Below are 23,690 nucleotides of genomic sequence, written 5' to 3'. Positions count from 1 at the left end.
GTCAGCCGCGGCGCAGGGTGAGGAGCGTGATCTCGCTGGGTGCGAAGACGCGGAACGGCGGGCCCCAGAACCCGGTGCCGCGGCTGTTGTACAGCTGGGTCGGGCCGTGCCGGGTCAGGCCGGAGAGCGTCGGCTGGTCGAGGCGCACCAGCAGGTGGAACGGCCAGATCTGGCCGCCGTGCGTGTGGCCCGAGATCTGCAGGTCGACATCGGCCTCGCGGGCCTCGCGCACCTGCTTCGGCTGGTGCGCGAGCAGTACCACCGGGACGTCGGCGGGCCGGTCGGCCAGCGCCGCGGCCAGATCGGGGCCGTGGCCGGGCAGGCCCGACGAGGTGCCGGTCGGGTCGTCGATGCCGGCGAACAGGATCCGGTCGCCGCCGCGCTCGAGCAGCGTCGAGCGGTTGTGCAGCGTGTCCCAGCCGAGCCCTTCCATGTGGTCGAGCCACGCCTGGGCTTCGCCGAAGTACTCGTGGTTGCCGGTGATGTAGAAGCGCCCGAGCGCGGCCTGGACGCCGCCGAGCGGGTCGACCTGCTTGCGGCGCTTCGCCACCGCGCCGTCGGCGAGGTCGCCGGCGTGGCAGACGACGTCCGCTTCCAGGGCGTTCACCGCCGCGACGACCTGCTCAGACCACTTCGTCCGGTCGATCGGCCCGTAGTGGGTGTCGGTCAGGACGGCGACGCGCAGTCCGTCGAGGCCCGGCCCGAGGCGCGGGATGACGACGTCCGTCCGCTTCACCGGCGGCACGCGCATGGCGACCCGGTTGCCGTGCACGAGCAGGCCCGCGGCCACCAGCACGGTCGCGCCCGCGACGAGCCGCGACCGCAGCGGGTCTTCGACGCCGAGCAGCGCGACCCGCAGGACCAGGCTCAGGATGGACCAGCTGAACAGCACCCAGATCACGGCGAGCAGGGAGTCGCCCACGCGCGCGGCGGCGTCGCTCTGGTGCCGGGAGTGACCGCGGAACATCGCGACCGGCATCGTGACCAGGCCCGCCGCCAGCACGACGGTGCCGGCGATCGTGCCCGCCAGGCCCCACTCCGGGGCCAGCACGAGCGTCCACCACGGCACGCCGTACAGCAGGAGCATGGCCAGGATCGGCACGACGACGAGTTGCCCTCTCATCGAACCAGGTTACAGCCCATCGGGCTGTTAGCGTTTTCGCTACTCTGGTGGGGAAGGGAGGGACGCCGTGCACACCTTGCTGCAGCTCGCGTTCCCCGCCTTGACCGGGCCGACCGCGCTGGTCGCCTTCGCTTCGCTCGCCGCGGCGAGCCTCCTGGTCGTGCTGCTGGCCGGCAGCACGCACCGCAGCGAGCTCGCGCTGTGGTCGGCGCCGGTGCGCAGCCGCGTCACGGCGCTGCGCCGCCGGGCCCGCCGCGCCGAGTCGATCCGGCTCCGCGATCCCGCCAGACCCGGCCGCAGCAGGCCACGAGCACCCGGTTCCCGCAGCACGGCTGCGTAGTCCGGTACGCAGCCATTCCGCCTTCCCCCATTCCTTCCACTCGTGCGGAGTGCTGCCCGTGTTCGGTTTTCTCGACGTGCCCGTTTCCGGCGCGTACCACCTGATCCACGCCCTCACCGGCCCGCTTTCGACGGCGCTGGCCATCGTCCTGTTCACCCTCGGGGTGCGGCTCCTGCTGCACCCGCTCGCCCGGTCGGCGGCCCGCGGCGAGCGCGTCCGGGCCACGCTGCTGCCGGAGCTGCGGGCCCTGCGGGACAAGCACGCCGGCGACCGCGACCGGCTGGCCGCGGAGGTGACGAAGCTGCAGCAGGAGTCCGGGACGTCGCTGTTCGCCGGCTGCCTGCCGCTGCTGCTGCAACTGCCGTTCTTCACGGTCATGTACCGGCTCTTCACGACCCCGGCGATCGGCGGCGAGCCCAACTCGCTGCTCGGCGCGACGCTGTTCGGGACGCCGCTGGGCGCGCACGGCCTGGCGGGCGGTCCGCTGGTGTTCGTGATCGCGGCGGGGCTCGCGGTCGTGGCGTGGTTTTCGGTCCGCTGGCAGGACCGCCACCGCGACGCGACCCCGGCCGTCCCGGGCGGCAAGCTCCTGCGGCTGCTGCCGTACGGCACGGTGCTCGCGACGCTGGTCCTGCCCCAGGCCGCCGGGCTCTACCTGCTCACGACGACGGCGTGGACCGCGGCCGAGCGCGCGCTCCTACGACGCGGCTCGTAGGTCACGAGGGGCACCCCGGACCCAGTGGCCACAACGGTCACCGCCCCCAAGGTCATGAACGGGTCGTTCACGTCGTCTGGCGAGGTGAACGACTCTTTCATGACGTGCGGGCGGGCGGGGCCTTTCGTCTGCCACGGCCAGCGCCGGTGGATTCCGGCCGGGGCCCCGGCTTGCCGGGACCCCGGACATGAGAGCCATGAAGGTGCCCCTCATGACCTACCCGGCAGCGGCTCGTAGCCGGCGCCAGTTCTGGACCGCTTCCTCCACGTCCACCAGCGCGACCGTCAGCGGCGGGCCGGTGTGGTGGTTGAGGTAGGCCTGCCGGATCCGCTCGTTGAGGCCGGCCACGACTTCCCGCACCCGCGCCTCGGTGCGCTCGGCCGCGAGCGTCTCCGGCAGGTCCTGGACCTCACGCTTGAGCGCGAGCGCCGGCGGCAGCAGTGCCTTCGTGTCGTGGCCGCCCCGGCGGACTTCGCGCAGGACCCAGTCGGTCGCCGCGTCGTTGCCGGTCGGTTTCGGCAGTGGCTTGCCGGTGCCGGGCAGGTCGTCGAAGTCGCCGCGGTCGCGGGCCTCGGCGATCTGCCGGTCCACCCACCAGCGGAAGGAGACCTTGGGCGGCTTGCGTCGGTTCATCGGCTCACACCCCCTCGCTGCTCTCCAGGGTAATCTCCGGGGGAGGAGCGAGGGGACCGCATGACCGTCGAACGCAGTGGCGCCGATGACGTCGACCGCACACTCGCGCTGCTCTGGCGCGCCCGCGGCGGCACTTCCGAACCGACCAGGGGACGCCGCCCGACGCTGACCGTGGAGCGGATCGTCGCCGCCGCGATCGGGGTCGCGGACGCCGACGGGCTGGCCGCCGCGTCGATGCACCGGGTCGCCAAGGAACTCGGTGCCGGCACGATGACGCTGTACACCTACGTGCCCGGCAAGGCCGAGCTGGTGGACCTGATGGTCGACGACGTGCTCGTCGAGCGGCGGCTGCCGGGCCCGGGCGAGCCGCGCTCCGGTGACTGGCGCGAGCAGGTGGCGCTCTACGCCGAACGGACCAGGGCGGCCTACCGCGCCCACCCGTGGCTGTGCGAGGTGTCGCGGGTCCGGCCGCCGCTCGGCCCGGGGCAGCTGGCCGGCCAGGAGTACTTGTTGTCCATTGTGGACGAATTGGGGCTGGCGCCGCGGCAGGCGGTCGCCGCGGCCAACGCGATCGGCACCTACGTCGACGCGAACGCCGCGCTCGGCGCGGAGAACACCCGGCTCGAGCGCAGCACCGGCCAGTCGACCGAGGCCTGGTGGCACCAGCGGTCGTCGTTCTGGGAGGACTACTTCGTGGTCGACGCGCACCCGGCGATGAACCGGATCTGGCTCGGCGGCGGGTTCGACCAGAGCGCCGAGGCCCAGGGCGGCAAGGCGTACGAGTTCGGCTTGAACCGCATGCTCGACGGCATCGAAGCCCTCGTCGGCTAACGGCGGCTGCGCCACCGCAGCCGGCGCCGCTCCTGGCGGGGTACCTCGGCCGTCGTACCCCCGCGCAGCAGGTCGCGGCACACCGGGTCGAACCGGCCGGGCGCTTCGATCATCGGCGCCGCCAGCACCAGGTGCCCGCACACCGCCCGGAACCGCCCGTCGTGCCGCCCCGTCGCGAACTCGTCTTCGGTGACGGCGTGGGTGTAGCCGTCGGTGTCGCAGCGGATGTGCACCAGGAACGGCTCCACCGGGCTCACCCCGCCGGGGTGGTCGAGGTGGTTTCGGTCGGGGGGGCCGCCGAGTCGGCCGGGGTGGTGCTCGACGTCGTCTCCGGCGGCGGGGTGGTGCTGGTCGTCGTCGACGGCGGCGTGCTGGTGGACGACGGCGGCGTCGTCGGGTCCGTGGTCGGGGTGGTCGGCTTGGTCGTGGGGCTGGTCGGCGACGTCGGCGTGGTGCTGCCCGGCGGCGTCGTCGTGCCCGGCAGCGAGCCCGGCGGCTGGGCGGTCACCGGGGGTGCCGGCGGCGCCGGGACGCCGACGGGAGCGCCGGCCGCGGCGGCGTCCGGGGCATCGGGCGCCCCGATCGGCACCTGGCTGTCGGGGAGCTGGGCCACCCCGCTGCGGTAGGCGGAAGCCCACGCCAGCACTGTGTCCACATAGGACTGCGAGTTGTTGTAGCGGCGCACGGCGATGCGCTGCCCCGCGTCGGTCGACAGGTCCAGCCCGCCCGAGCACAGGTACCGCGCCGTGGCCAGCGCCTCGTCGTAGATGTTGTTCGGGTTCGACACGCCGTCGCCGTTGCCGTCGGAGGCGTAGCCGCGCCACGTCGAGGGGATGAACTGGGTCGGGCCGACCGCGCGGTCCCACAGGGTGTCGCCGTCGTACTTGCCGCCGTCGGTGTCCGGGATCGCGGCGAACGCGCCGGCGCCGTTGAGCACCGGGCCGAGGATCGGTTCGAGGGTGTCGCCCTTGGCGTTGACGTACCCGCCGCGGGCGTGGTTCGACTCGATCCGGCCGATGCTCGCGATCAGCGCCCAGTCCAGGTGGCAGTTCGGCTGCTCCTTGGCGAGGATGTCGGCGGCGTTCTGGTACGCCTTGAGCATGCTGGCCGGGATGCCGAGCGGCCCGGAGATGCCCGCCGAGCCGGCCCGCCCGCCCGGCACGACCAGCGGCGTGGGCAGCGGGGGCTGGGGGAGGCTGCCGTCGACGGCGATCGGCGGCATGACGATGTTCGGCTGCTGCAGCGGCGCGGCCTGGTCCGGGAGGGCGTTGCCGGTGTCGGCGACCACGACCGGCGCCGGCAGTCCGGTGGTCAGCGTCGGCAGCACGACGAGTGCGCCGCCCGCGAGCGCGGCCGCGGCGCGGCGGACCGCCCGCGAGCTCTTGCGACGTGGCCGGTGCTTCGGCATGGTCGTCCCCGCTTCCCTCGATCTTCGCTGATCGCCTCACCCGATCGGCCCCACCCACTGGTACTGACCGGTAGGAGCAAGCTATCCGATGGAAGCAAACTTTGGCGAATGGCACAGCGAAATCCGGCCCTCGCGGAGAAGTTTGTCCTGATGGCACAAAACCTTCGTAGGGAATCTGTCACATTCACCAGGACTTAACGGGTCGCTGAGGACAGTTTGTCCAGCAGGGCGCCCGGGACGGTGATCCCGCGCTGCGCCACGTCCGAAGAAAACCGCCGGACGAGCGAATCCGACGGCGTCGCCGTGAACACCACGACTTCGCGGTGCAGCGCCGGCTTCAGCCGCCGCAGCGCACCGGCGAAGGTCCGGGTGAGCGCGGTCGTCGGGACCAGGGCCACGCCGAGGCCCGCCGCGGCGAGCTGCGCCGCCGTCGACGCCTGCTTCGTCCGCATCACCGCGTCCAGCACGGCGCCGCGCCGGGCCGCCTGCTCGTCGAGCCAGCCGCCGAGGCCGTTGTCGGGGTGGTAGTGCACCACCGGCAGCCCGGCCAAGTCGGTCATCGCCACCGCCGCCCGGGTGGCCAGCGGGTGGTCCGCGGCCAGCGCCACGACGACCTCCTCGCGCCCGAGCACCTCGACCGGCCCGCTCCAGCGGCTCGGCCGCGGCCCGGCGGCGACATCCGCTTCCCCCGACTCCAGGGCGCTGACCAGCGCGTCCGCGCTCGTGGTTTCGGTCAGCGTGATCAGCACTTCCGGGCGGTGGCGGTGCCAGGCCCGCAGCACGGGGGCGAGGAGCCCGGCGGTCATCGTCTCCGCGCACGCGACGCGCAGGGTGCCCGCGCCGCCGCCGGCCACCGCGCGGCCCGTCCGGACCACCCGTTCGGCGGCCGCGAGCGCCGCTCGCGCGTCGGCCACGATCGCGCGTCCCGCGGCGGTCGGGCGCACCCCGCGCGGCAGCCGTTCGAGCACCGGCGCGCCCAGTTCGCGTTCCAGCGCGCCGATCTGGTGGGACAGCGCGGGCTGCGAAAGGTGCAGCCGCGCGGCCGCCTCGGTGATCGAGCCCGCGTCCAGGACGGCGACCAGGCACTCGAGCGCGCGCAACGTAGGCATTCGCCGATTTTATCGCAACCATCGGAAACATCGAGATCAGGACGGGATTGCCCGAGGCCCCGCGAGCGCTGAACGACGTGTGCGAGACGAAAGGAGCACGGAAATGTCGTTCGAGGGAAAGCGCGTGGTCGTCGTGGGCGGCGGTTCGGGAATCGCCCGCCGGATCGCGGCGGACGCGCACGCGGCGGGCGCCGAAGTCACGCTGGCCGGGCGGAATCCGGCGCGGTTCACCGAGCCCGGGGTGCGGGCCGCATTCGCGGATCTGACCGAGGAATCGTCGCTGAAAGCGCTTGCCGAAACGGTCGGCGAACTCGATTACCTGGTCACGCTCGCGTCGGCGCCGGCGAACGGCCCGGTCACGGCGCTGGACCGGGACGCGGTCACGCGGGCGTTCGACGCGAAGGTGATCGGGCCGCTGCTGCTGGCCAAGCACTTCGCCCCGCGGTTCCGCGAAGGCGGGGCCATGGTGCTGTTCTCCGGGGTCGCCGCCTGGCGGCCGGCGCCGGAGCGGGCGGTCATGGCCACGGCGAACGGCGCGGTCGCCTTCCTCGCGGAGGCGCTCGCGGTCGACCTGGCGCCGATCCGGGTCACCGCGATCTCGCCGGGCATTGTGGACTCGGGCGCGTGGGATCGCCTCGGGGAAGGGAAGGACGAGCTGTTCCGGCGGACGGCGGAGGCCAACCCGGCGCGCCGGGTCGGCCGGGTCGAAGACGTTTCGGCGGCCACCCTCCAGCTGCTGGTGAACCCGTTCGTCACGGGCACGGTGCTGCATGTGGACGGTGGCGGCCGGCTCGGCTGAAACCCAGGGTGAGCGAGCCTTTACACGGAGGTTGACCATTCCTATGATCGGCCGACCGGACGCGCCGCCGCGGTCCGGTCGGCCCGAGGTGGAGGGTTTGATGGCACGTAGGGCGCCGCGCCGGGAGCACGTCACCGTCGCCGAGCTGCTGGTCCGGACCACTGAGTCGCAACACCGGGGTGCACCGGTGCGGCACCGGGAGAAACCGCAGGTCTTGCGCTCGCTCGCGCGGCTGCGGGTGTTTTCCGTGGTCGCCGGGGCACTGGCGCTGACCGGCGGGGTCGGCGCGGCGGTGTCGATGCCGGTGCAGCGGGGCGCGGGTCCGAGCTGGCCACCGGCGGGCCTGGAACCCCCGCCGGTCGCGCTGATCCCCCTGCCGGCCGACGTCGTGGTCCCGTCGGCCCGGCCGGATGCGGAATCCGTGGTTTCGCCCGCGAAACCTGCCGGTATTTCTCCGGCGGCGGTCACGCCGGAATCGGATTCCGGAATTTCGCCGGGCCATCGCGGAACTCTCGCCCGGGCGGTCAAGGTCGCCGGCAAGGCGAAGGTGACCCCGAAACCGAAACCCGAGCACGCGGCGCCGGTGCGCCACGAAATCCCGGACGTGCCGATCTGGTCGCGCGGCCGCGCGCCGGCCCCGGACCGGCAAGCGGTCCGCGCCGGTCGCCACCACGGCGGCGGGCACCACGAGTGCGGTGGCGGCGGCCGGCACCGCCGCGGAAGCTAGGCGTCCAGCGGGATCTGGTACTGCATGAAGCCCTTGTCGACGGCGACCTGGTCGTAGAGCCGCCGGGCCGTGGTGTTCGAAGTCTGCGTGTGCCAGTAGACGCGGACGCATCCCCGCGCCCTGGCCCAGCCGGCGACGGCTTCGATCAGGGCCCGGCCGGCGCCGCGCCCGCGGGCTTTCTCGTCGGTGAACAGGTCTTGCAGGTAGCAGACGTCGTCCGAGGTGGTGCTGACGTGCGTGAAGAAGTGGACGATGCCGACGAGTTCGCCGTCGAGCCGCGCGCCGAGGGCGTGCATGCGCTCGCCGGCCGCGAACTCGCGCCACGCGCGGTCCACCCGGTCGGCCGGGAGTGTCCTGCCGTAGAACGTGTTGTAGCCGGCGAACAGGTTTTCCCAGGTCGCGCGGTCGCTTTCGGTGAGGCCCCCAATGGTGATCATGGAATCAGGCTAGTCCACCGGACACAACTCACCAGTAAGGTGACGAACCCGAATCAAATTCATAGAATCAGGGCGCTCGTTCGGCAGCATTCAAGCGGAGGTTCCTGATGGCGCGCACGGCGCACCGTGGCAGTGGCAGACCCGTCTCGGTGGGCGAGCTGATGCTCCGATCGGACGTCCACGGCCGGCGCCGTCCCGAGGACCTCGAGGTGCTGGAACTGGCGTACCGGATGCGCCGCCGCACCGGCGCGGCCGCGGACGTTCCCGCCGTGAAGAGCGGCGGCTGGTGGCAGGTGCTGCGCCGCGGTTTCCGCCGGGGCTGACCTACCGGAACGCGACCGCCACGGCCAGCGCCGCGGCGAGGATGCGGTGCCCGGCCGCGCTCGGGTGGACGTCGCACCCGCCGGCCGGCAGCTTCACGAGCAGTCCCGCGGCGCACGGGTCGCCGCCGGTGCGCAGGGACGCCAGCCGGAACGCGGTGAACCCGTCGGCGACGGCGCCGCGGTAGTGCCGGGTCACCTCGGCCAGCCTCGCGTTGATCGCCTTGACCTGGGCGACCTGTGCGGGATCGCGGTAGTCGAGCGAGTAGTAGGACTCGAGCACGAGTTCGCCGCGGTAGTGCGCCCGCACCGCGGCGAGGATCGTGGCGAGGTTCGCCCCGACCTGCTTCAGCGCGGCCTCGAACGTCGCACCGGTGCAGTGGTCCGGTGTGGTGTCACGGCAGCGGAACATGTCGTTGGCGCCGATGGTCAGCGTGACGAGCCGGGTGTCCCGGTGCGTCTTCAAGTACTGCACGGCGTAGTCGATCTGGGTGCCGGGGTAGGCGACGTGCAGCGGATAGGCCAGCCGGTAGGCGTTTTCGCAGCCGTTGCTCGGCGCGCCGGCGGTCAGCAGGCTCCCCGTCGTCTCACCCGGGCAGGACGCGTTGGCGAGCTTCAACCCGCGTACGGCCGCGTACTTCTCCGCGTAGCCGCGGAAGTTGCTCGCGTCGAGGTAGTCCGCGCCGGCGTCGGGCCGGTAGCCGAACGCGACCGAGTCGCCCAGCGCGAGGTACCCGCCGTGGGACCGGGCTTCGGCCGGTGCCGTGAGCAGCGCGCTCGCCGCCAGGACCGCCGCCGTGACGGCGAAGAATCGACGAAGCATCCCGGGCTCCTTCCGCGCACCGCTGCGTGGCCGGAACCGATTCTGCCGGTTCCGGCCACGCGGCGGAAGGCGTCAGAAGGTGATCGTCGACGGCGGCTTCGGCCCGGCGATCCGCGCTTCGGCCGGACCCGGCTCGACCGCGGCGCAGTGCGTGCCCTTGGCCGGCAGCTTGCCGGTGATCAGGTAGTCGTCGGTGGCCTTGGTGACGCACTGGCTGTTCTTGAAGTACGCGCCGTGGCCCCAGCCGTCGTAGGTGAGCAGCGTGCTGCCGCTCTGCCGGGCCGCGGCCTGCGACCACGCGTACGGCGTCGCCGGGTCGTGCCGGCTGCTGACCATCAGCAGCGGCGGCGCGCCGTGGACCTGCAGCGGGTGCTGCGGGTTGCTCGCCCGTTCGGGCCAGCCGATGCAGCCGGTGACGGCGGTCCAGCCCAGTGAGTTGACCTTGACGTCGGGCGCGAGCGCGGCGGCGGCCCGGCGGTAGGTCTCGAGTTCGGCGAAGTTGTGCACCGGCAGCCGCCAGTCGTCGCAGAACACGCTCTGGAAGACGTTGTTGATCGGGACGTCCTCGCGCAGCCTCGCCGACGCGGACGGCGGGGTGCCGTCCTTGAAGGACTTGAGCACCGTCGCGAGCCGATCCCAGCTGGGGCCGTAGAAGCTGCCCTGGAAGATCGACGCGAGGTCCAGCGGCGTGACCGCCTCGCCGCTCTGCGGGTCCTTCAGCTCGCCGCGCGCGGCCTTGTCCTGCAGGTCCCGCGTCACCTTCGAGACGTTCTGGCCGTGCAGGGCGCAGCTCGCCGTCCGGCCGCACCAGGCGGCGAACTCGCCGAATTCCGCCTGCACCGACTGGGTTTCGCTGTTCAGGAAGTCCCACGCGGTGAACTGCGAGTGGTCCATGTTGCTGTCGAGGACGAGCGCGCGGACCTTGTCCGGGAACAGTTCCGCGTACTGCTGGCCCATCAGCGTGCCGTACGAAACGCCGTAGTACGTCAGCTTCCGCTCGCCGAGCGCGGCGCGGATGGCGTCCATGTCCCGCGCGACGCTCGCGGTGTCGCCGAACCGCGCCAGTGGCCCGGTGAGCCGGGCGCAGCTTTCGCCGAGTTTCCGGTTGTACTGCGCGAGCTGCTCGAATTCGGCCTGGTTCGCCGGCACCTTCGGGTGGTCGGCGATCAGTTCGTCGAGCCCGCACTTGATCTGCGTGCTGTCGCCGACACCGCGCGGGTCGAACCCGACGGTGTCGAACCGCTTGGTGACCTCGGCCGAAAGCGTCCAGCCCGCCTTGACCTCACCCGCGCCCGCGCCGCCGGGGCCGCCCGGGTCCATCAGGACCGAGCCGATCCTGGCCTGCGGATCCGTGGCCTTGCGCCGCGCGAGCGCGATGGTCGTGGTGCCGCGGTCCGGGTGCCCCCAGTCGATCGGCACGGTGACCGTGCCGCAGTCGACGTCCGGTGCGTCCGCGCACGGTTTCCAGTCGACCGGTTGCGCCGCCGACGCGGGCGCCGCGAACAGGCTCCCCAGTACCGCGGTCGTCGCCGCGGCCGTCAGCAGCCGCCTCAATACCCCCGACATTGCCAGCCCTTCCCCTCACCGACAGTGTTTGCTCGGCTCCAGGAAATCACCGATCCGGTGATCGCGCCAGCTTCCCAGGTGGATCAGGCTGTGGTGTCCATTGTGGACGCGCGCTCGGCGCGCCGGAGCCACGCGGTGGCGAGCACGCTGAACACGCAGAGGGTTCCCAGTACCCCGAACGCCCAGCCGAAGCCGGTCGACGGGGTCACGGTCAGGCCGCGGGACAGCACGATCACGCACAGCGCGCCGCCGACCGCGCCGCCCACGCGCATGACGATGTTGACCAGCGCGGTGGCGTGCCCGAGCTCGTCGGCGGCGACCGACGCGTAGGCCGCCGTCGACGCGGGCATGATCGACAGGCCCAGCCCGGCGCCGCGGACCAGGAGCAGCGCCTGGATCAGCCACATCGGCGTGTCCGGGCCGAACCACGGCAGCGGCACCGTGCTCGCCAGCGCCACCAGTGCACCGGTGAGCGACACGGTACCGCCGCCGTAGCGGTCGGTGAGCCGGCCGGCCACGAGCACGAACACCGTGGTGGCCAGCCCCATCGGCGCGAGCAGGACACCGGCTTCGGCGGGCCCGGCGCCGAGCCGGACCTGGAACCACAGCGGCAGCAGCAGGACCGCGCCGAACAGGCCGGCGCCGGCGAGCAGCACGGCCGCCAGTGCCGAGCCCAGCACCGGCCGCGCGGCCAGGCGCAGCTGGAGCACCGGGTGCCGCACGCGCAGCGACCACCAGGTGAACACCGCGAGCGCGCCGGCGCCGAGGGCCGCGAGCCCGCCGTTCAGCTCGGTCAGCGCGTAGACCAGCAGCGGCAAGCCGAGGGACACCAAGGCGAGCCCGCGCCAGTCCATCGGCGGTGGCCGCCGCCGATCGCCGCGCGGCACGTACCGCAGGGCCAGGCCGAACGCGACGAGCCCGATCGGCACGTTCAGCCAGAACAGCACCGGCCACGAGAAGTGCGCGAGCAGGAACCCGCCGACGCTCGGCCCGACGACCGGCGCGAGGCCGACGACGAGCCCGAGCGTGCCCATGGTGCGGCCCAGCCGTTCCGGGCCGACGGCCAGCCCGATCACGGTCTGCCCCGCGGTGACCATGACGCCGGTGGCCATGCCCTGCACCGCCCGGAAGGCGATCAGTGTGCCCGCGTCCGGCGCGAGGGCGCAGGCCACCGACGTCAGCAGGAACGCGGCGAGCGCCCACAGCCACAGCCGGCCGGCCCCGAGCTTCCGCACGAGCCACGGCGTGAGCGGGAGGGCGGCGGCCAGGCCCAGCAGGAACGCCGTGGCCACCCACTGGATTTCGATGAGGCCGACCCCCAGGCGCAGCCTCATCGATTCCAGCCCGACGGCGACGATCGAGCCGTCCATGTTGCCCAGGAACCCGCCCAGCGCCATGACGCCGGAGGCGATCCAGACGGTGCGCGGGATGGGGGGTGCGGTGGTCATGCCGACGACGGTAAAAGCTCAAGGAAGGTCGAAGTCAACTCCGGGTCGAACTGCCCCGGACGACGAGCTGCGCCGCCATGGTCGTCATGGTCGACGGGCGGGGGCTGCCGTCGGCGATGCGGGCGAGGAGCAGGCGGGCCGCCAGCTGGCCCATCGCGTGCGCCGGCTGGGCGACGACCGTCAGCGCCGGCGTGATCAGCGTGGCCCACGGCACCTCGTCGAACGAGACGATCCCGACGTCCCGGCCCGGCCGGCGGCCCAGTTCCGCCAGCACCTGCAGCACGCCGACCGACATCGGGCTGCCGGACACCAGGAGCGCGTCCGGCGGGTCGGGTGCCGTCAGCAGCCGGGTCGCGGCTTCGCGGCCGCCTGCTTCGCGGAATTCGCAGCGGTGCACCAGTTCCGCGGCGTATTCCCGGCGTGCCGCGCGGAGTCCGTCGCGGTAGCCGTCGAGCCGCGCGTCCGCGGTGGTGACGCCCGGCGGGCCGGCGACGCAGCCGATCCGCCGGTAGCCCCGCGTGATCAGGTGCCGCACGGCTTCGGCGGCCGATTCGCGCGAGTTGACGAGGACCGCGTCGCAGTCCGCCGAAGTGAGCCGCCGGTCGACCGTCACGATCGGCGTCCGCTGCGCGAGCAGGGGCCGGACGTCGCTGCCCGGCGTCGGCGAAAGGATCACGCCCGCGAGCCGTTCCTGCGCCGCGACTTCGACGTACCGGCGTTCCTTGGCGGTGTTTTCGTCGGCGTTGCACAGCATCACCGAGAACCCGGCGGCCTGCGCGGTGTCCTCGACCCCGCGCGCGATCGCGGTGAAGAACGGGTTTTCGACGTCGGCGATGATCAGCGCCAGCACCGCGGTTTCGCGGCGGCGCAGGCTGCGGGCCAGCCCGTTCGGCGTGTAGCCGAGCTGCTCGACCGCTCTCGCCACGCGTTCGGCGAGCACCGGGTCCACAGTGGACTTGCCGTTGAGCGCCCTCGACACGGTCGCGGTCGAGACCCCGGCCAGCGCCGCCACTTCGGAGATCGTCGCCACCGGTTCCTCATCCGCTCTTGGTTTGACGGGGTTTTCGGCACACCATAGCGTGGCCCGGATGAGGGGACTGCTGCTCGGCGTCGACATCGGCACGGCGGGTTCGAAAGGCGTGCTGCTGGACCCCGGCGGCGCGGTGCTCGCCAGGGCCGTCCGCGAGCACGCCGTTTCGACGCCGCACCCCGGCTGGTTCGAGCACGACGCCGAAACCGTCTGGTGGGCCGACTTCACCACGATCGTCGCGGAGCTGCTGCGCGCCGCGGCCGGGCGCCCGCTGGCCGGGCTCGGGGTCAGCGGCATCGGGCCGTGCCTGCTCCCGGCTTCCGCGGCGGGCGAGCCGCTGCGACCGGCGATCCTCTACGGCGTCGACACCCGCGCGGGCGCCGAAATCGCGTCGCTGAACGAAGAGCTGGGTGCGGAAGCGATCCTGGCGCGCGGCGGTTCGCCGTTGACCAGCCAGGCCGTCGGGCCGAAGGTGCGCTGGCTGGCGCGGCACGAGCCGGACGTCTACGCGCGCACGGAGAAACTCCTGATGGCGAGCTCGTTCCTGGTGCACCGGCTGACCGGCCGGTACGTCCTGGACCACCACTCGGCCAGCCAGTGCACGCCGTTGTACGACCTCGTCGCCGGCGAGTGGGCGGCGGACTGGGCCGAGCGCGTCGCGCCCGGGTTGCCGCTACCGGACCTGTTGTGGCCGAACGAGATCGCGGGCGAAGTCACCCCGGCCGCGGCCGCGGCGACCGGGCTGCCCGCGGGGTTGCCGGTGACGGCCGGGACGATCGACGCGTGGGCCGAGGCGGCCAGCGTCGGCGTCCGCGAGCCGGGCGACGTGATGGTCATGTACGGCAGCACGCTCTTCCTGATCCAGGTGCTCGCCGAACCCCGCCCGCACCCCGGTCTGTGGAGCACGCGCGGGGTCGGCCCGGGCAGTTTCACGCTCGCCGCGGGCATGGCGACGTCCGGCGCGGTCACCGGCTGGCTGCGGGACCTGGTCGGCGGTTCGTACGCGGAGCTCACGGCGGAGGCCGCGGCGGTGCCGGCCGGCAGCCGCGGTCTCTTGCTGCTGCCGTACTTCGCGGGGGAGCGGACGCCGTTGTTCGACCCGGCCGCCCGCGGCGTGCTGGCCGGGCTGACGACCGGGCACGGCCGCGCGGAGATCTACCGCGCGGCCCTCGAAGGCACGGCCTACGGCGTGCGGCACAACTTGGAGGCGATGGCCGCCGCGGGCGGCGCGGCCGGGCGGCTGGTCGCGGTCGGCGGCGGGACCACGGGCGGACTGTGGACGCGCATCGTCTCCGACGTCACCGGGCTGCCGCAGCAGATCCCGGCCGAGACGATCGGGGCCGGCCTCGGCGACGCCCTGCTGGCGGCCGAGGCCACCGGCGTCGAGGTCGATTTCCCGCGCGTCAACCCGATCGCCGGGACGGTCGAGCCGGACCCGGCGAACAGCGCGCGGTACGGGGAGTTCTACCGGCACTACCGCGCGCTCTACGAGGCCACGGCGGAAACGGCGCACTTCCTGGCCGCGCAGCAGCACGCGGCCGGTGCGTAGCCCGGGTCAGCGGGCCGGGCGGCGGGCGGCCGCGCCGCGCCACCCGCGACCGGCGGCCAGCCCCCGGTAGTGCTCCAGCGCCGCCACGGACTCGGTGACCTGCTCGAAGCTGGGCAGGGCGCGCACGTTGGCCACGAGCGTCATGTCCTTGCGCGGGATCTCGATGAAGCACACCTCGATGCCGGACCGCTCGGCCGCGGCGGCCACCTGGTCCCGCCAGGTCGGGAGGTCGTAGTCGTCGCCCAGCCATTCGTGCAGGTAGACGCACCACTTGCCGCGTTGCAGCTCGCCCGCGATGGCTTCGAGGTCGACCAGGTACGGCTCGGTCACCCGTTCGGCCATGACCGTTCCCCGCAACACCAAGGCACTGCTTCCCTCCTGCACTCCGGCGGCGACCCGTACCGGCCGGAAAGCGCTTCCCGCGGCGGTCACCTCCCCGCTTCCACCGTGCAGCGCGCCGCCAACTTACCGGCGGAACCCCGGACGCGGCAACCGATGGCCCGGATCTTGACATCCCGTGCACGACTCGCGTGCGGATGCACGTGCCGATGGGAGGGTCCGTCCGGTCTTTCAGCGGCTCCGCAGGAGGTTCGGGGTGCCACCGAAGTACGCGCTGTCGGTGACGTACAGTTCGCCGCCGCGGACGGCGATCGCGGTGGGGTTGGCCAATCCGTCCGAAATGGACAACACGGTGCGGATGCCGTCGCGGCCGACCGCGACGACCCGGTTCTCCTGGTTGATCGCCGCGACGACGGTGGTGCCGCGGAAGGCGAAGTCGTCCACCGGGCCGAGTCCGGTGACGGCCACCCGGCCCGGTGCCCCGTCCAGCGGGAACCGGACGATCGTGCCGCGGTCCAGGTTGGACACCCAGACCGCGCCGTCGTGGACCTTCACGCCGTTGGCGCCGAAACCGCTCACCGGGGCGAGCAGGTCGCCGGTGGCCCAGTCGGTCACCCGGCCGGTGCCCGGCGAGACGCGCCGGACGACCGAACCGAACGAATCGGCGACGAAGACGTCACCGCTGGCGGGATCGCGCGCGACACCGTTCTGGAACCCGGACGGCGGCAGGGAAGCCACCTTGACCGGGGTGCCGCCCGGCCGCACGCGGTAGAGGCCGGTCGCCGCCGTGCCGGTGGAGACGGCGAAGTAGAGGTCGCCGCCCGGGGCCCGCACGATGCCGCCGAGGAACAGGTTCCTGTGGACGACCGGGACGTCGCCGTCGGCGGGCACGGGGACGCGGGCGATGACGCTCACCCGGCCGCCGGGCGTGACCCGGCCGATTTCGCCGGTGTAGGCGAAGGTGAGATCGGCCGAACCGTCGGGCTCGAGCGCGAGGTTTTCCGGCTGCTGCCCGGCGGCGAGGTCGAGCGGGATGATCCGCGCGGCCGCCTGGGCGGGCGCGGCGGGGAGGACGAGGGTGGCGGCCGCGGTCAGCGCGACGCCGATCTGCTTGATGCGCAAGGGAACTCCGTCTTGTCGGGATCACCGTGCCCTCGACGGTAGGGCGGTGCACCCCTCGGTCACCAATAGGCCGGCCTGGGCCGCCCATCGGAAATCCGATCAGAGGTCGCGCGCGTAACACCGCGAGAGCGGCTCGCCGACGTACGGCCCGTACGCCTCGATCGGTTCGTAGCCTTCGCGCCGGTAGAAGCGGATCGCGTCCGGCTGCCCGGTGCCGGTCTCCAGCAGCAGCCGGGCGATGCCGAGCTCCCGCGCGTGGTCTTCGAGCGCGCGCAGCAGGGCGGTCGCGACGCCGGTGCCGCGGGCCGCCGGCTCGACGTACATGCGCTTGACCTCGCCGGACCCCGGTCCGAGCAGCCGCAGCCCACCGCAGCCGAGAGCCGTCCCGGCGGCGTCCCGCGCGACGAGGAACACGGCGACGGTCTCGGCGGTCGGGACCGCGCCGGGCTCGTGGTCGCCGGTGCCGTAGCGGGCGTCCAGTTCGGTGCGCTGGGCCGCGCGCAGGCGGACGGCGTCGGGGTCGTCCCAGGTCACCGGGTCGATGGCGAACGTGCAGTCGAGCATCAGGTGGTACCCCCTTATCCGTAACAGTTGTTACCGTAGCATCTGTTACGCTTCCCGGGAAGGAGGCGGACTTGCCGAAGCAGCGCGACGTCCAGGCGCAACGGGACCTGCTGTCCAACGCGACGTGGCGGGTACTCGCCGAGGACGGCCTCCCGGGACTGACGCTGCGCGCGGTCGCCGAGCGCGCCGGCTGCACGACGGGCCTGGTCATGCACGCGTTCCCGACCAAGAAGGCCCTGCTGCTGCACGCGCGAGACCTCCTCTACGAGCGCACGGCAGTCCGCGCGGACGCGGCCGAGGCGGCGAGTCTCGACGCGTTCGGGGCGCTGGAAGCGGTCCTCGGCCAGGCGGTCGACCTCCCGCACGGCCACCACGACGAATCCCGCGTGTGGGTGGGCTTCCTGGCGGCGGCACTGGCCGACGACGACCTGGCCGAACGCCACCGCGCCGCCAACCACTCGTTCCTGGCCAGGGTGGGGCGGCTGGTGGCGGCGTGCCGTCCTGAGTGGACGGACGAGCGGGTCGAGCTGACGACGAAGAGCTTGGTGGCGTTGGTGGAGGGCTTGAACGTCTTGGCGGCGGCGGACCCGCGCGGCTATCCGGCGGGGGTGCAGCAGAACGCACTGGCGGCGGCGCTCACCGAGCTGCGTTAGCTTCCGGAGTGGTTCACGTTCCCGTGCACGCGGCCGATCTGGATGGCGGTGCCGCCGTGCATCCCGGTGATCACGTTCGTCGTCCCTTCGGGCCGCACTTCCTCCGTGGCGGCCAGTTTCTTTTCGTATCCCGTTCCGACGCCGCGCCGCAGCAGTTCTCCACTGGGGTTCGGCACGTAGAGGTAAACCGTGCCGCGGTATTCCTTGACCTCGACGTCGGCCGGCACTACCCGTGATTTCGGCAGTGTCGCGTAACCGCTGGCGAGAACGTCCTCGAAGATCCGCTGCGACAGCACGACGGACAGGAAAGTCTGGTCGGGATCGGACAGGGTGAGCACCTCCCGCACCGGCGCGGAATCGAGCAGCCGATGGGTGGTGATCACCGCGGCCCCGATCGCGACGGCGGAACTTTCGCCGTCGGCTTCGCGAATCGGCCCGACGTTCAGGCTGGCCCGCATCCGCATCCGCAGGTACCGGCTGGTGGCCCGCAGCCGCACATCCCGTTCGGCGAGCACGCTTTCGAGCGCGTCGAAGAACTTCGAGACGACGGCAGGCAGGAATCGCGGTTCGAACCCGACGCCGTACCCGTCGCCGGTGCCGTGCGGGAACAAGGCGGTCTTCCAGACTTCGCCGAGCCCGGCGCGTTCGAAAGCCTGACCGAGCACATCCGGAATCATCGCGGCGAGCACCCCTTGATCGGCATCGGAATTGCTCCCGAACCCCTTGGTGTCCACCACCAGCAAAGCCCGATACGGCGGCAACTCGTCGTTGATCGTCATGCCGACCTCCCCTGTCCGTCATCACCGAGTGTGGTTCGGCCGAGCGGGTGAGCTTTCCGCTTTCCACACGGTCACCCGATCCACCGGTCCCGCAGAATACGCCGCGGAGGCGGTCCCGCGTGGGAGGATCCGGCCGGGCAGGAGGAGACCGCGTGGCAGAGGAAGTGCACCCGGAGACGGCGAACGTGATTTCGGGAAAGGTCGACGGCACGGCAGTCCAGGTGACGGCGGTGCACGGCGACATGTACGTCGGCGTGCCTCGGGAGGTGCCGCCGGCTGTGGTGGACCCGCCGGCGGGGTGGGACGAGCTGCCTGAGCTGCCGGCGAAGATCGCTTCGCTGTTGCGGGCGCAGATCGAGAACGCGGAGATCATGCCGTATCGGTTGCGAGGTGCACGGCGTCCGTCGCTTTCGACCGTTTACGTGCGCCAGGACGTGACGACGGGGTCCGAACTCCAGCCGTCCGATCAGGCGCGATCGCTCCCGGTGCTCGACAGCAAGGGGCGGTTGATCGACGTCCCTGGCCGACCGACCGCGCGGCTCACGGTGCGGCCGCCGTCGCGGAGCATGCGGGAAGCGCTCGACGGTGCCGAGCACATGCTGGTGACCGGCGGGCCTGGCCAGGGGAAATCCACCCTGTCCCTGCGGCTGGCCGCCGACGTGGCCTACCAGTGGCAGGCGTTCGACGAATCCCCACCCCTGGGTGAGCCCGTCGTCCCGCTGCGACTGACCGCGCGTGAACTCGCGACCAGGCTCGAACTACCCTTTTTCGAGGCGCTGGCCGATACCGTCCGAAGTGAGTACGGGGCGATGCTCGACCAGCCGCTGGGACCCGACGACCTCACCGGGCGGGTCGTCGGATGCAGATGGTTGCTGCTGGTGGACGGGCTTGATGAGATTGCCGACACCGCCGTCCGGGATCGGATGGTCTCGGTGCTCGCCGCCAGGGCTTCGGACGTCACAGCCGCCTACCGCGTCGTCCTCACCACACGGCCGATCGAGGGATCAACGCTGGCCCCCTTCCAGCGGATCGGGGCGGCGCGCTACGAACTGCTACCGTTCGACGAGGAAGCGTTCCGCCTGTTCGCGGAGCACTGGTTCACCGAGTTCGCCGGCGAGGCGAAGAGGTTTGTGCGCCAGGTCCGGGATGCTCACCTGGACGAACTGGTCAGAGTCCCGTTGCTCGCCACGATCGCGGCGATCATCTTCGAGCAGTACGCCGACCGCCCGCTGCCGGACAACCAGTACGAGCTTTACGAGGCTTACCTCGGCTACCTCAAGACCGGCCACACGGCGCCGCCCGGCCCCTTCGACGGGCACTGCGGCCGGCTCCTGGAGCACCTGGGTCGGATCAGGCTCGAGGAAGATACATCCTTGGTCACGGCGGCATGTGACTGGATGCGCTCTGAGCAGCCCGAATTGGATGCCTTGGCGGACTGGCGCGAACAGCTCGTCGGTCACTTGCGTGCCGTTGGCCCGTTCCTCCTCCGCGGCGATGAACTCGGCTTCCTGCACCACAGTTTCGCCGAGCACCTCGCGGCGACCGCGAAGGGCCGCCTGCTGCCCGGGCGCTTCGATCCGTCGAACCGGGACTTCGTCGAGCTGCTGCACGCCGCCGAGCCTGAAGAACGTGGTCGTTATGCCCGGCGAGTCTTGCTGCACTACACGCGGTTATACCCGGCGGAGGCGGACCGGCTGATCCAGTACCTCCATAACAGCGGACCTCAGCAGCACCTTCTCGCTGCTCGTCTGCTTGCCTGGCACGTGCCTGCGGGAACAAGCGTCGTGAGTGGGTTCCTGGCCACGGCGCGCGCATGGGCCACGACCACCCAGGATCCGGGTGGGGAAATCCTCGCCGAGGTCAGCCGGGCCGCACATCACCCTGGTCTGGTGGGCTGGCTCCACGACCTCATGCGCGACGGTCGGGTCCCGTGGCCTTCGCGCGTCGAGGCGGCCGTGGCGTTGGGGACGAGGCTCGGTCACGACACCCGTGCGGAGGCGGTGGAGACACTCCGGACTGTGGTGCGGGAAGCGAGCGTCGGTGTGCAGGCTCGTCTCGACGCCGCCGAGGCGCTCTCCCGATGTGGTGGGGACGATCGCGGCGCGGCGATATTCGGTTTGGAATCAGTGCTCTACAACCCTGCCGCCACGGCTTCGCAGCACGGCGACGCCGCCGTCGTCCTCGCGGGCTTGGGCCCGGAACCCCGAGCCCGGGCGATCGAGACGCTGACTGCGGTGCTGAAAAACTCCGGTTCCACGGATCGGGACCTCGTCGCCGCGGCAGCGAGTCTTCTGGAGATCGACGTCCAGTTCCACGAACGCTGTGCGATGGTGTTCCGAGCCGTGCTGCACCGTCGGTCGTGGTCGACCCACGCGATCGAGGACGCCGCGCTCGGTCTGGCGTCGTTGGGGCCGGAGTATCTAGCGGAAGCCGCCGCAACGCTCGAAGGCCGGGTCCTCGATCCACGGCTGCCTGGCCACGTTCGCGTTCAAAGCGCCAGTGTCCTGCTCCAGCTGGGCCCCCAGCACCGTGCGCGAGCAGGCGAACTGGTCCTCGGACTGGCGAACGGACCGGCTGCCAAAACTTTCGACCTGGCATACCTCGGATCGACGCTTGCCGACTGCGGGCCCGAATTTCATGAACCGGCCGTGGCACTCGTCCGTTCGGTGCTGGACGATCCGGCAGTGCAGCCAGGATTCTTGCTCACGGCGGGGAGCAGGCTGATCGACCTCGGGCCCGATCATTGGCCGGATGCTGCGCAGGCGCTGACCCGTGCTGCGACTCATGAGCAGGGGTACGACGGGCTCTCCGAGAACGCACTCGGATTCCTTGCCACGCTGGGTGGGCCGAACAAGGCTTTGGCCGTCGAAAAGCTCCGCTCCGCGCTGAACCGCCCGGAATCCACTGTCGAGACGCGGTGCCGGGCGGCGATCGAGTTTTCCGCTCTCGGGCCGGAATATCATGCCGAAGCAATCGGTCACTTGATTCGCCTCAGTGCTGAGTCGCTTCCGATGAAGATCCGGTTGGAAAGCCGGCGGCAGCTCGAATGTCTCGATCCGGATCTGGACCGGCGAGCTTTCGCCGAGCTGATTGGGCTTCAGGGCGGGCAAGAAGGCGGCGAGGCGTGGAGTGAAGGGATCCCCGCCTATCATTGGGCTGCCCCGGATCCAAGCGAGCTGGGATGTGCGCTGGAACGATTGATCGACGATCGTGAACTCGGTGGACGCCAGCGGTGTGACGCGGTTTTCACGCTGCTGTGGATGCACAACCGGTATCACGCCACGGCCGTCCGGGGGATGGCCGAGCTGGCGCGGGACGTGATGGGCGATGATCAGCTCGTTCTCTGCGGGCGCCAAGTCAGCCGCGCTGGCGCGCAGCCGCGTCGCATTGTGGCTGATGCTCTGCGGACCATGGCGGTTTCCCGCGGCACTCGTCCTGGTCGAGTCTGCGGTGCGGCGGAGGCGATGGCCGCTCTCGACGACTTGGATGACGATGGTGTATTTTCCGCACTGCGTGAGATCGCTGCCGACTTTTCGGCGGAGGCTACCGCGCGATGCGAGGCGGTGGCAATCTTGGCGAGGAACAAAATCGTGCCACCTGCGGTCGCCGCTTCGATAATAATCGAACTGCGGGCGAAATTGCCTGACTACATCTGGAGTAGGTGGATCCGCGGCGTGGTCGAGCTTGCCGCGGATATGGTCGATGACCTGTGTGTGGTTATTGGCGATCGTAATACTGACTATTCACGTCGGCTGCAATCGGCTGTCCTTGTCACGGAGATGTTTCCCGCTCGAACGTCCGAGGCTATCGCCGAACTAAGATCGCAGGCTCAAGACCCATACCTCGAAACGTTCTGGCGCAACAGGGTGATGACGGAACTGGCTTCTGTGGACTCGGCCTCCATTCCCGCTTCTGCCTCGAAATTTCGTACGGTGATGGCGGATGAAGGGAGGCCGATCGATCAGCGATGCAGTGCCGCCTATGAACTGGGAAGAATTGATCCATCGGCGGGCGGGTGTGCTCGCCGGACCTTGTTGCAGTTCGCTGGAGCAGCTGAGCTGACGCCACGAGAGCGTCGTGAGGCGCTGTGGTGGCTCAGCTATTTCCGGCCCGACAACACCACCATCCGGTACCGGCTGGCACTGGCGCATGACCCGGCTGCCGCGTCCGGCTGGGTTCGCGCCGCACTGCTTCGTGACCTCACCGGAAAAGACCGCCGACTCTTGGGACGAATTCTGTTGTCGGACCGACTTGTCTCTCCGGAGACCTGGGCGGAGCACGTCAACCGATGGAAGGACGGACCTCTGGCCGCGAAAGCCGAACGAGTACTCCTCGATCGGCTCGCCGGTGCTGAAACGGGACCTGCTGGCCGGATCAGTGCAGCTGTAACTCTGAGTAAGATGTCGCCGGAGCTCGAGCCCAAGGCCGTCGGAGAGCTCGAGAAGCTGAGTCGTGGCCGGGTCGCCGGCCGCCGCGCTCGACGGGAACTGGCATCGCTGGATCGCCGCTGGCGCAAGCAGTTTGTTGTCGACGCGCAGGCCGTGCTTGCCGATGCCGGCCGACCCGGTCGCGAGCGGGCAGTGGCCGGATCAGTGCTTGTCGAGCTCACCTCCGAGCTCCCCGGGCAAAGTCGGAAACACCTTGAGAACCTCTTGACTGATGAGCGGCTGGCGGATCGGCGCCGGCTGTGCATCCTGTTCGACCTGGGGCGCTTGGACAACGTCCGCGCGATCCGCGACGACCACCGCGAATCGATCCCGCTGCGGCAGACTGCGGCGAAGAAGCTGGTCGGATACACCCGCGGTGACCGTGTCGCGGCCGCGGAGCTCTTCAGCTCGATTTCTACCGATTCGAGCTGTCACCCGAGAATGCGTTGGTCGGCAGCCAAGGATCTTGCCGAACGCGGGCTGCGAGGACACGAGCTCGGGACGGCGATGTTGGAGAAGCTGATGCGGGACGAAGCGCTCCCGGTCACCGCGCGGCGCGATGCTGCCGCGAGCCTGGGGATGCTTCGACCGGACCTCCGAGGTGACGTCCTCAAGGTGTTGCGCGGGTTCCGCTCTGAGGGAAGGCCGCTCGTCCGGGTTCAGGTCTGGAAGGCGATCGGTGACTTCGAGCCCGACGAAGGTGCGCGCGGGCTGATCGAAATGGCTCGGGACCACAGTCTCGGTCCGGTTGTCCGGTGCCGCAGCGCTTGGGCTGCCGCACGACTGCATCGGGATCACCGGGAGGCTGCGGCGATCGTGGCCCGCGAGATCGCGCACGACGAGCAAGCTCCGCAGCACATCCGGATCTCCGCCGCCCGGTTGCTGGCGCGCGTGAGCGAATTGTGCCGAGCCGAGGCGCGTGAACTGCTCGAGCGGTTGCTCTGAACC

Annotated in this window: 23 protein-coding genes; 9 read left to right on the top strand and 14 right to left on the bottom strand. The window is 71.3% G+C overall.

Features of this window, described 5'->3' with window-relative positions:
* Nucleotide 1: 1 nt before the first annotated feature.
* Nucleotides 2-1,123 carry a metallophosphoesterase gene (locus AB5J73_RS03225; protein WP_370967964.1) on the bottom strand — a complete coding sequence of 374 codons (1,122 nt, stop codon included), beginning with the start codon at nucleotides 1,121-1,123 and terminating at the stop codon, nucleotides 2-4.
* A gap of 67 nt (nucleotides 1,124-1,190) precedes the next feature.
* Here AB5J73_RS03225 and AB5J73_RS03220 point away from each other — a divergent pair, with 67 nt between their 5' ends.
* Both AB5J73_RS03220 and AB5J73_RS03215 read left to right on the top strand, forming a co-directional pair.
* Entirely contained in the window at nucleotides 1,191-1,463 is a 273-nt protein-coding gene (locus AB5J73_RS03220; protein WP_370967962.1) for a DUF6412 domain-containing protein, read from the top strand.
* Between the two features lie 58 nt (nucleotides 1,464-1,521).
* Nucleotides 1,522-2,178 carry a YidC/Oxa1 family membrane protein insertase gene (locus tag AB5J73_RS03215; protein ID WP_370967960.1) on the top strand — a complete coding sequence of 219 codons (657 nt, stop codon included), beginning with the start codon at nucleotides 1,522-1,524 and terminating at the stop codon, nucleotides 2,176-2,178.
* A 216-nt stretch (nucleotides 2,179-2,394) separates the two neighbouring features.
* Here the strand turns inward: AB5J73_RS03215 and AB5J73_RS03210 are convergent, their stop codons facing one another.
* Complete coding sequence (locus AB5J73_RS03210; RefSeq protein WP_370967958.1) at nucleotides 2,395-2,811, bottom strand: DUF1992 domain-containing protein; 417 nt, start codon at nucleotides 2,809-2,811, stop codon at nucleotides 2,395-2,397.
* Between the two features lie 60 nt (nucleotides 2,812-2,871).
* Here AB5J73_RS03210 and AB5J73_RS03205 point away from each other — a divergent pair, with 60 nt between their 5' ends.
* Nucleotides 2,872-3,642 carry a TetR/AcrR family transcriptional regulator gene (locus AB5J73_RS03205; RefSeq protein ID WP_370967956.1) on the top strand — a complete coding sequence of 257 codons (771 nt, stop codon included), beginning with the start codon at nucleotides 2,872-2,874 and terminating at the stop codon, nucleotides 3,640-3,642.
* Here AB5J73_RS03205 and AB5J73_RS03200 read toward each other — a convergent pair.
* The 3 genes from AB5J73_RS03200 to AB5J73_RS03190 all read right to left on the bottom strand — a co-directional run bounded on the left by AB5J73_RS03200 (nucleotide 3,639) and on the right by AB5J73_RS03190 (nucleotide 6,159).
* Nucleotides 3,639-3,890 (bottom strand): hypothetical protein, encoded by a 252-nt coding sequence (locus AB5J73_RS03200; protein WP_370967954.1) that lies wholly within the window; start codon nucleotides 3,888-3,890, stop codon nucleotides 3,639-3,641. The two genes, AB5J73_RS03205 and AB5J73_RS03200, sit on opposite strands and share 4 nt — an antisense overlap.
* 5 nt (nucleotides 3,891-3,895) lie before the next feature.
* The gene (locus tag AB5J73_RS03195) at nucleotides 3,896-5,050 is read right to left on the bottom strand and encodes a lytic transglycosylase domain-containing protein (protein ID WP_370967952.1); all 1,155 of its coding nucleotides are present in this window, start codon (nucleotides 5,048-5,050) and stop codon (nucleotides 3,896-3,898) included.
* 194 nt (nucleotides 5,051-5,244) lie between these two features.
* Entirely contained in the window at nucleotides 5,245-6,159 is a 915-nt protein-coding gene (locus AB5J73_RS03190; RefSeq protein WP_370967950.1) for a LysR family transcriptional regulator, read from the bottom strand.
* A gap of 103 nt (nucleotides 6,160-6,262) precedes the next feature.
* Between AB5J73_RS03190 and AB5J73_RS03185 the strand changes: the two genes are divergently transcribed.
* Nucleotides 6,263-6,958 (top strand): SDR family oxidoreductase, encoded by a 696-nt coding sequence (locus tag AB5J73_RS03185; RefSeq protein ID WP_370967948.1) that lies wholly within the window; start codon nucleotides 6,263-6,265, stop codon nucleotides 6,956-6,958.
* A 100-nt stretch (nucleotides 6,959-7,058) separates the two neighbouring features.
* Complete coding sequence (locus tag AB5J73_RS03180) at nucleotides 7,059-7,685, top strand: hypothetical protein (RefSeq protein WP_370967946.1); 627 nt, start codon at nucleotides 7,059-7,061, stop codon at nucleotides 7,683-7,685.
* On the opposite strand, the gene AB5J73_RS03175 is transcribed toward AB5J73_RS03180, so the two are convergent.
* Entirely contained in the window at nucleotides 7,682-8,122 is a 441-nt protein-coding gene (locus AB5J73_RS03175) for a GNAT family N-acetyltransferase (protein ID WP_370967944.1), read from the bottom strand. The two genes, AB5J73_RS03180 and AB5J73_RS03175, sit on opposite strands and share 4 nt — an antisense overlap.
* Nucleotides 8,123-8,271: 149 nt before the next feature.
* On the opposite strand from AB5J73_RS03175, the gene AB5J73_RS03170 reads away from it, so the two are divergent.
* Entirely contained in the window at nucleotides 8,272-8,445 is a 174-nt protein-coding gene (locus tag AB5J73_RS03170; protein WP_370967942.1) for a hypothetical protein, read from the top strand.
* Nucleotide 8,446: 1 nt separating this feature from the next.
* On the opposite strand, the gene AB5J73_RS03165 is transcribed toward AB5J73_RS03170, so the two are convergent.
* From AB5J73_RS03165 to AB5J73_RS03150, 4 genes are all read right to left on the bottom strand, one after another.
* Nucleotides 8,447-9,265: an SGNH/GDSL hydrolase family protein gene (locus tag AB5J73_RS03165; protein ID WP_370967940.1), complete on the bottom strand. Its 819-nt coding sequence runs from the start codon at nucleotides 9,263-9,265 to the stop codon at nucleotides 8,447-8,449.
* 72 nt (nucleotides 9,266-9,337) lie between these two features.
* A complete protein-coding gene (locus tag AB5J73_RS03160) occupies nucleotides 9,338-10,831 on the bottom strand; it encodes an alpha/beta hydrolase (RefSeq protein ID WP_370967938.1) in 1,494 nt (497 codons plus the stop codon).
* A gap of 83 nt (nucleotides 10,832-10,914) precedes the next feature.
* Nucleotides 10,915-12,279, bottom strand: a complete 1,365-nt coding sequence (locus tag AB5J73_RS03155; RefSeq protein WP_370967936.1) for a DHA2 family efflux MFS transporter permease subunit — start codon at nucleotides 12,277-12,279, stop codon at nucleotides 10,915-10,917.
* A 34-nt stretch (nucleotides 12,280-12,313) separates the two neighbouring features.
* On the bottom strand, nucleotides 12,314-13,309 hold the full coding sequence (locus AB5J73_RS03150) for a LacI family DNA-binding transcriptional regulator (RefSeq protein ID WP_370967934.1): 996 nt from the start codon (nucleotides 13,307-13,309) through the stop codon (nucleotides 12,314-12,316).
* 58 nt (nucleotides 13,310-13,367) lie between these two features.
* On the opposite strand from AB5J73_RS03150, the gene AB5J73_RS03145 reads away from it, so the two are divergent.
* Nucleotides 13,368-14,858, top strand: a complete 1,491-nt coding sequence (locus tag AB5J73_RS03145) for an FGGY-family carbohydrate kinase (protein WP_370967931.1) — start codon at nucleotides 13,368-13,370, stop codon at nucleotides 14,856-14,858.
* 6 nt (nucleotides 14,859-14,864) lie between these two features.
* Here AB5J73_RS03145 and AB5J73_RS03140 read toward each other — a convergent pair whose 3' ends face one another.
* The 3 genes from AB5J73_RS03140 to AB5J73_RS03130 all read right to left on the bottom strand — a co-directional run bounded on the left by AB5J73_RS03140 (nucleotide 14,865) and on the right by AB5J73_RS03130 (nucleotide 16,883).
* Entirely contained in the window at nucleotides 14,865-15,200 is a 336-nt protein-coding gene (locus tag AB5J73_RS03140; protein ID WP_370967929.1) for a hypothetical protein, read from the bottom strand.
* Between the two features lie 228 nt (nucleotides 15,201-15,428).
* Nucleotides 15,429-16,319, bottom strand: a complete 891-nt coding sequence (locus tag AB5J73_RS03135; RefSeq protein ID WP_370967927.1) for a hypothetical protein — start codon at nucleotides 16,317-16,319, stop codon at nucleotides 15,429-15,431.
* A gap of 99 nt (nucleotides 16,320-16,418) precedes the next feature.
* The gene (locus AB5J73_RS03130; protein ID WP_370967925.1) at nucleotides 16,419-16,883 is read right to left on the bottom strand and encodes a GNAT family N-acetyltransferase; all 465 of its coding nucleotides are present in this window, start codon (nucleotides 16,881-16,883) and stop codon (nucleotides 16,419-16,421) included.
* A gap of 71 nt (nucleotides 16,884-16,954) precedes the next feature.
* On the opposite strand from AB5J73_RS03130, the gene AB5J73_RS03125 reads away from it, so the two are divergent.
* Nucleotides 16,955-17,536, top strand: coding sequence for a TetR/AcrR family transcriptional regulator (locus AB5J73_RS03125; RefSeq protein WP_370967923.1), 582 nt, complete (start codon nucleotides 16,955-16,957; stop codon nucleotides 17,534-17,536).
* On the opposite strand, the gene AB5J73_RS03120 is transcribed toward AB5J73_RS03125, so the two are convergent.
* Nucleotides 17,533-18,315: a hypothetical protein gene (locus tag AB5J73_RS03120; RefSeq protein WP_370967921.1), complete on the bottom strand. Its 783-nt coding sequence runs from the start codon at nucleotides 18,313-18,315 to the stop codon at nucleotides 17,533-17,535. The genes AB5J73_RS03125 and AB5J73_RS03120 overlap by 4 nt on opposite strands.
* 152 nt (nucleotides 18,316-18,467) lie before the next feature.
* Here AB5J73_RS03120 and AB5J73_RS03115 point away from each other — a divergent pair, with 152 nt between their 5' ends.
* Entirely contained in the window at nucleotides 18,468-23,687 is a 5,220-nt protein-coding gene (locus AB5J73_RS03115; protein WP_370967919.1) for a hypothetical protein, read from the top strand.
* The last annotated feature ends 3 nt before the right edge of the window (nucleotides 23,688-23,690 follow it).

This window comes from Amycolatopsis sp. cg9 (genome assembly GCF_041346945.1).
GTDB lineage: Bacteria > Actinomycetota > Actinomycetes > Mycobacteriales > Pseudonocardiaceae > Amycolatopsis.
Note: the sequence above shows the minus strand (reverse complement) of the source record. Positions and strands in the feature narration are given on the sequence as shown.

Bases quoted from the DNA above. Each gene is read 5' to 3' on its own strand.
- AB5J73_RS03225 (WP_370967964.1), bottom strand. From the start codon at position 1,123: ATGAGAGGGCAACTCGTCGTCGTGCCGATCCTGGCCATGCTCCTGCTG.
- AB5J73_RS03210 (WP_370967958.1), bottom strand. From the start codon at position 2,811: ATGAACCGACGCAAGCCGCCCAAGGTCTCCTTCCGCTGGTGGGTGGAC.
- AB5J73_RS03205 (WP_370967956.1), top strand. From the start codon at position 2,872: ATGACCGTCGAACGCAGTGGCGCCGATGACGTCGACCGCACACTCGCG.
- AB5J73_RS03195 (WP_370967952.1), bottom strand. From the start codon at position 5,050: ATGCCGAAGCACCGGCCACGTCGCAAGAGCTCGCGGGCGGTCCGCCGC.
- AB5J73_RS03190 (WP_370967950.1), bottom strand. From the start codon at position 6,159: ATGCCTACGTTGCGCGCGCTCGAGTGCCTGGTCGCCGTCCTGGACGCG.
- AB5J73_RS03185 (WP_370967948.1), top strand. From the start codon at position 6,263: ATGTCGTTCGAGGGAAAGCGCGTGGTCGTCGTGGGCGGCGGTTCGGGA.
- AB5J73_RS03180 (WP_370967946.1), top strand. From the start codon at position 7,059: ATGGCACGTAGGGCGCCGCGCCGGGAGCACGTCACCGTCGCCGAGCTG.
- AB5J73_RS03175 (WP_370967944.1), bottom strand. From the start codon at position 8,122: ATGATCACCATTGGGGGCCTCACCGAAAGCGACCGCGCGACCTGGGAA.
- AB5J73_RS03165 (WP_370967940.1), bottom strand. From the start codon at position 9,265: ATGCTTCGTCGATTCTTCGCCGTCACGGCGGCGGTCCTGGCGGCGAGC.
- AB5J73_RS03160 (WP_370967938.1), bottom strand. From the start codon at position 10,831: ATGTCGGGGGTATTGAGGCGGCTGCTGACGGCCGCGGCGACGACCGCG.
- AB5J73_RS03155 (WP_370967936.1), bottom strand. From the start codon at position 12,279: ATGACCACCGCACCCCCCATCCCGCGCACCGTCTGGATCGCCTCCGGC.
- AB5J73_RS03145 (WP_370967931.1), top strand. From the start codon at position 13,368: ATGAGGGGACTGCTGCTCGGCGTCGACATCGGCACGGCGGGTTCGAAA.
- AB5J73_RS03140 (WP_370967929.1), bottom strand. From the start codon at position 15,200: ATGGCCGAACGGGTGACCGAGCCGTACCTGGTCGACCTCGAAGCCATC.
- AB5J73_RS03130 (WP_370967925.1), bottom strand. From the start codon at position 16,883: ATGCTCGACTGCACGTTCGCCATCGACCCGGTGACCTGGGACGACCCC.
- AB5J73_RS03120 (WP_370967921.1), bottom strand. From the start codon at position 18,315: ATGACGATCAACGACGAGTTGCCGCCGTATCGGGCTTTGCTGGTGGTG.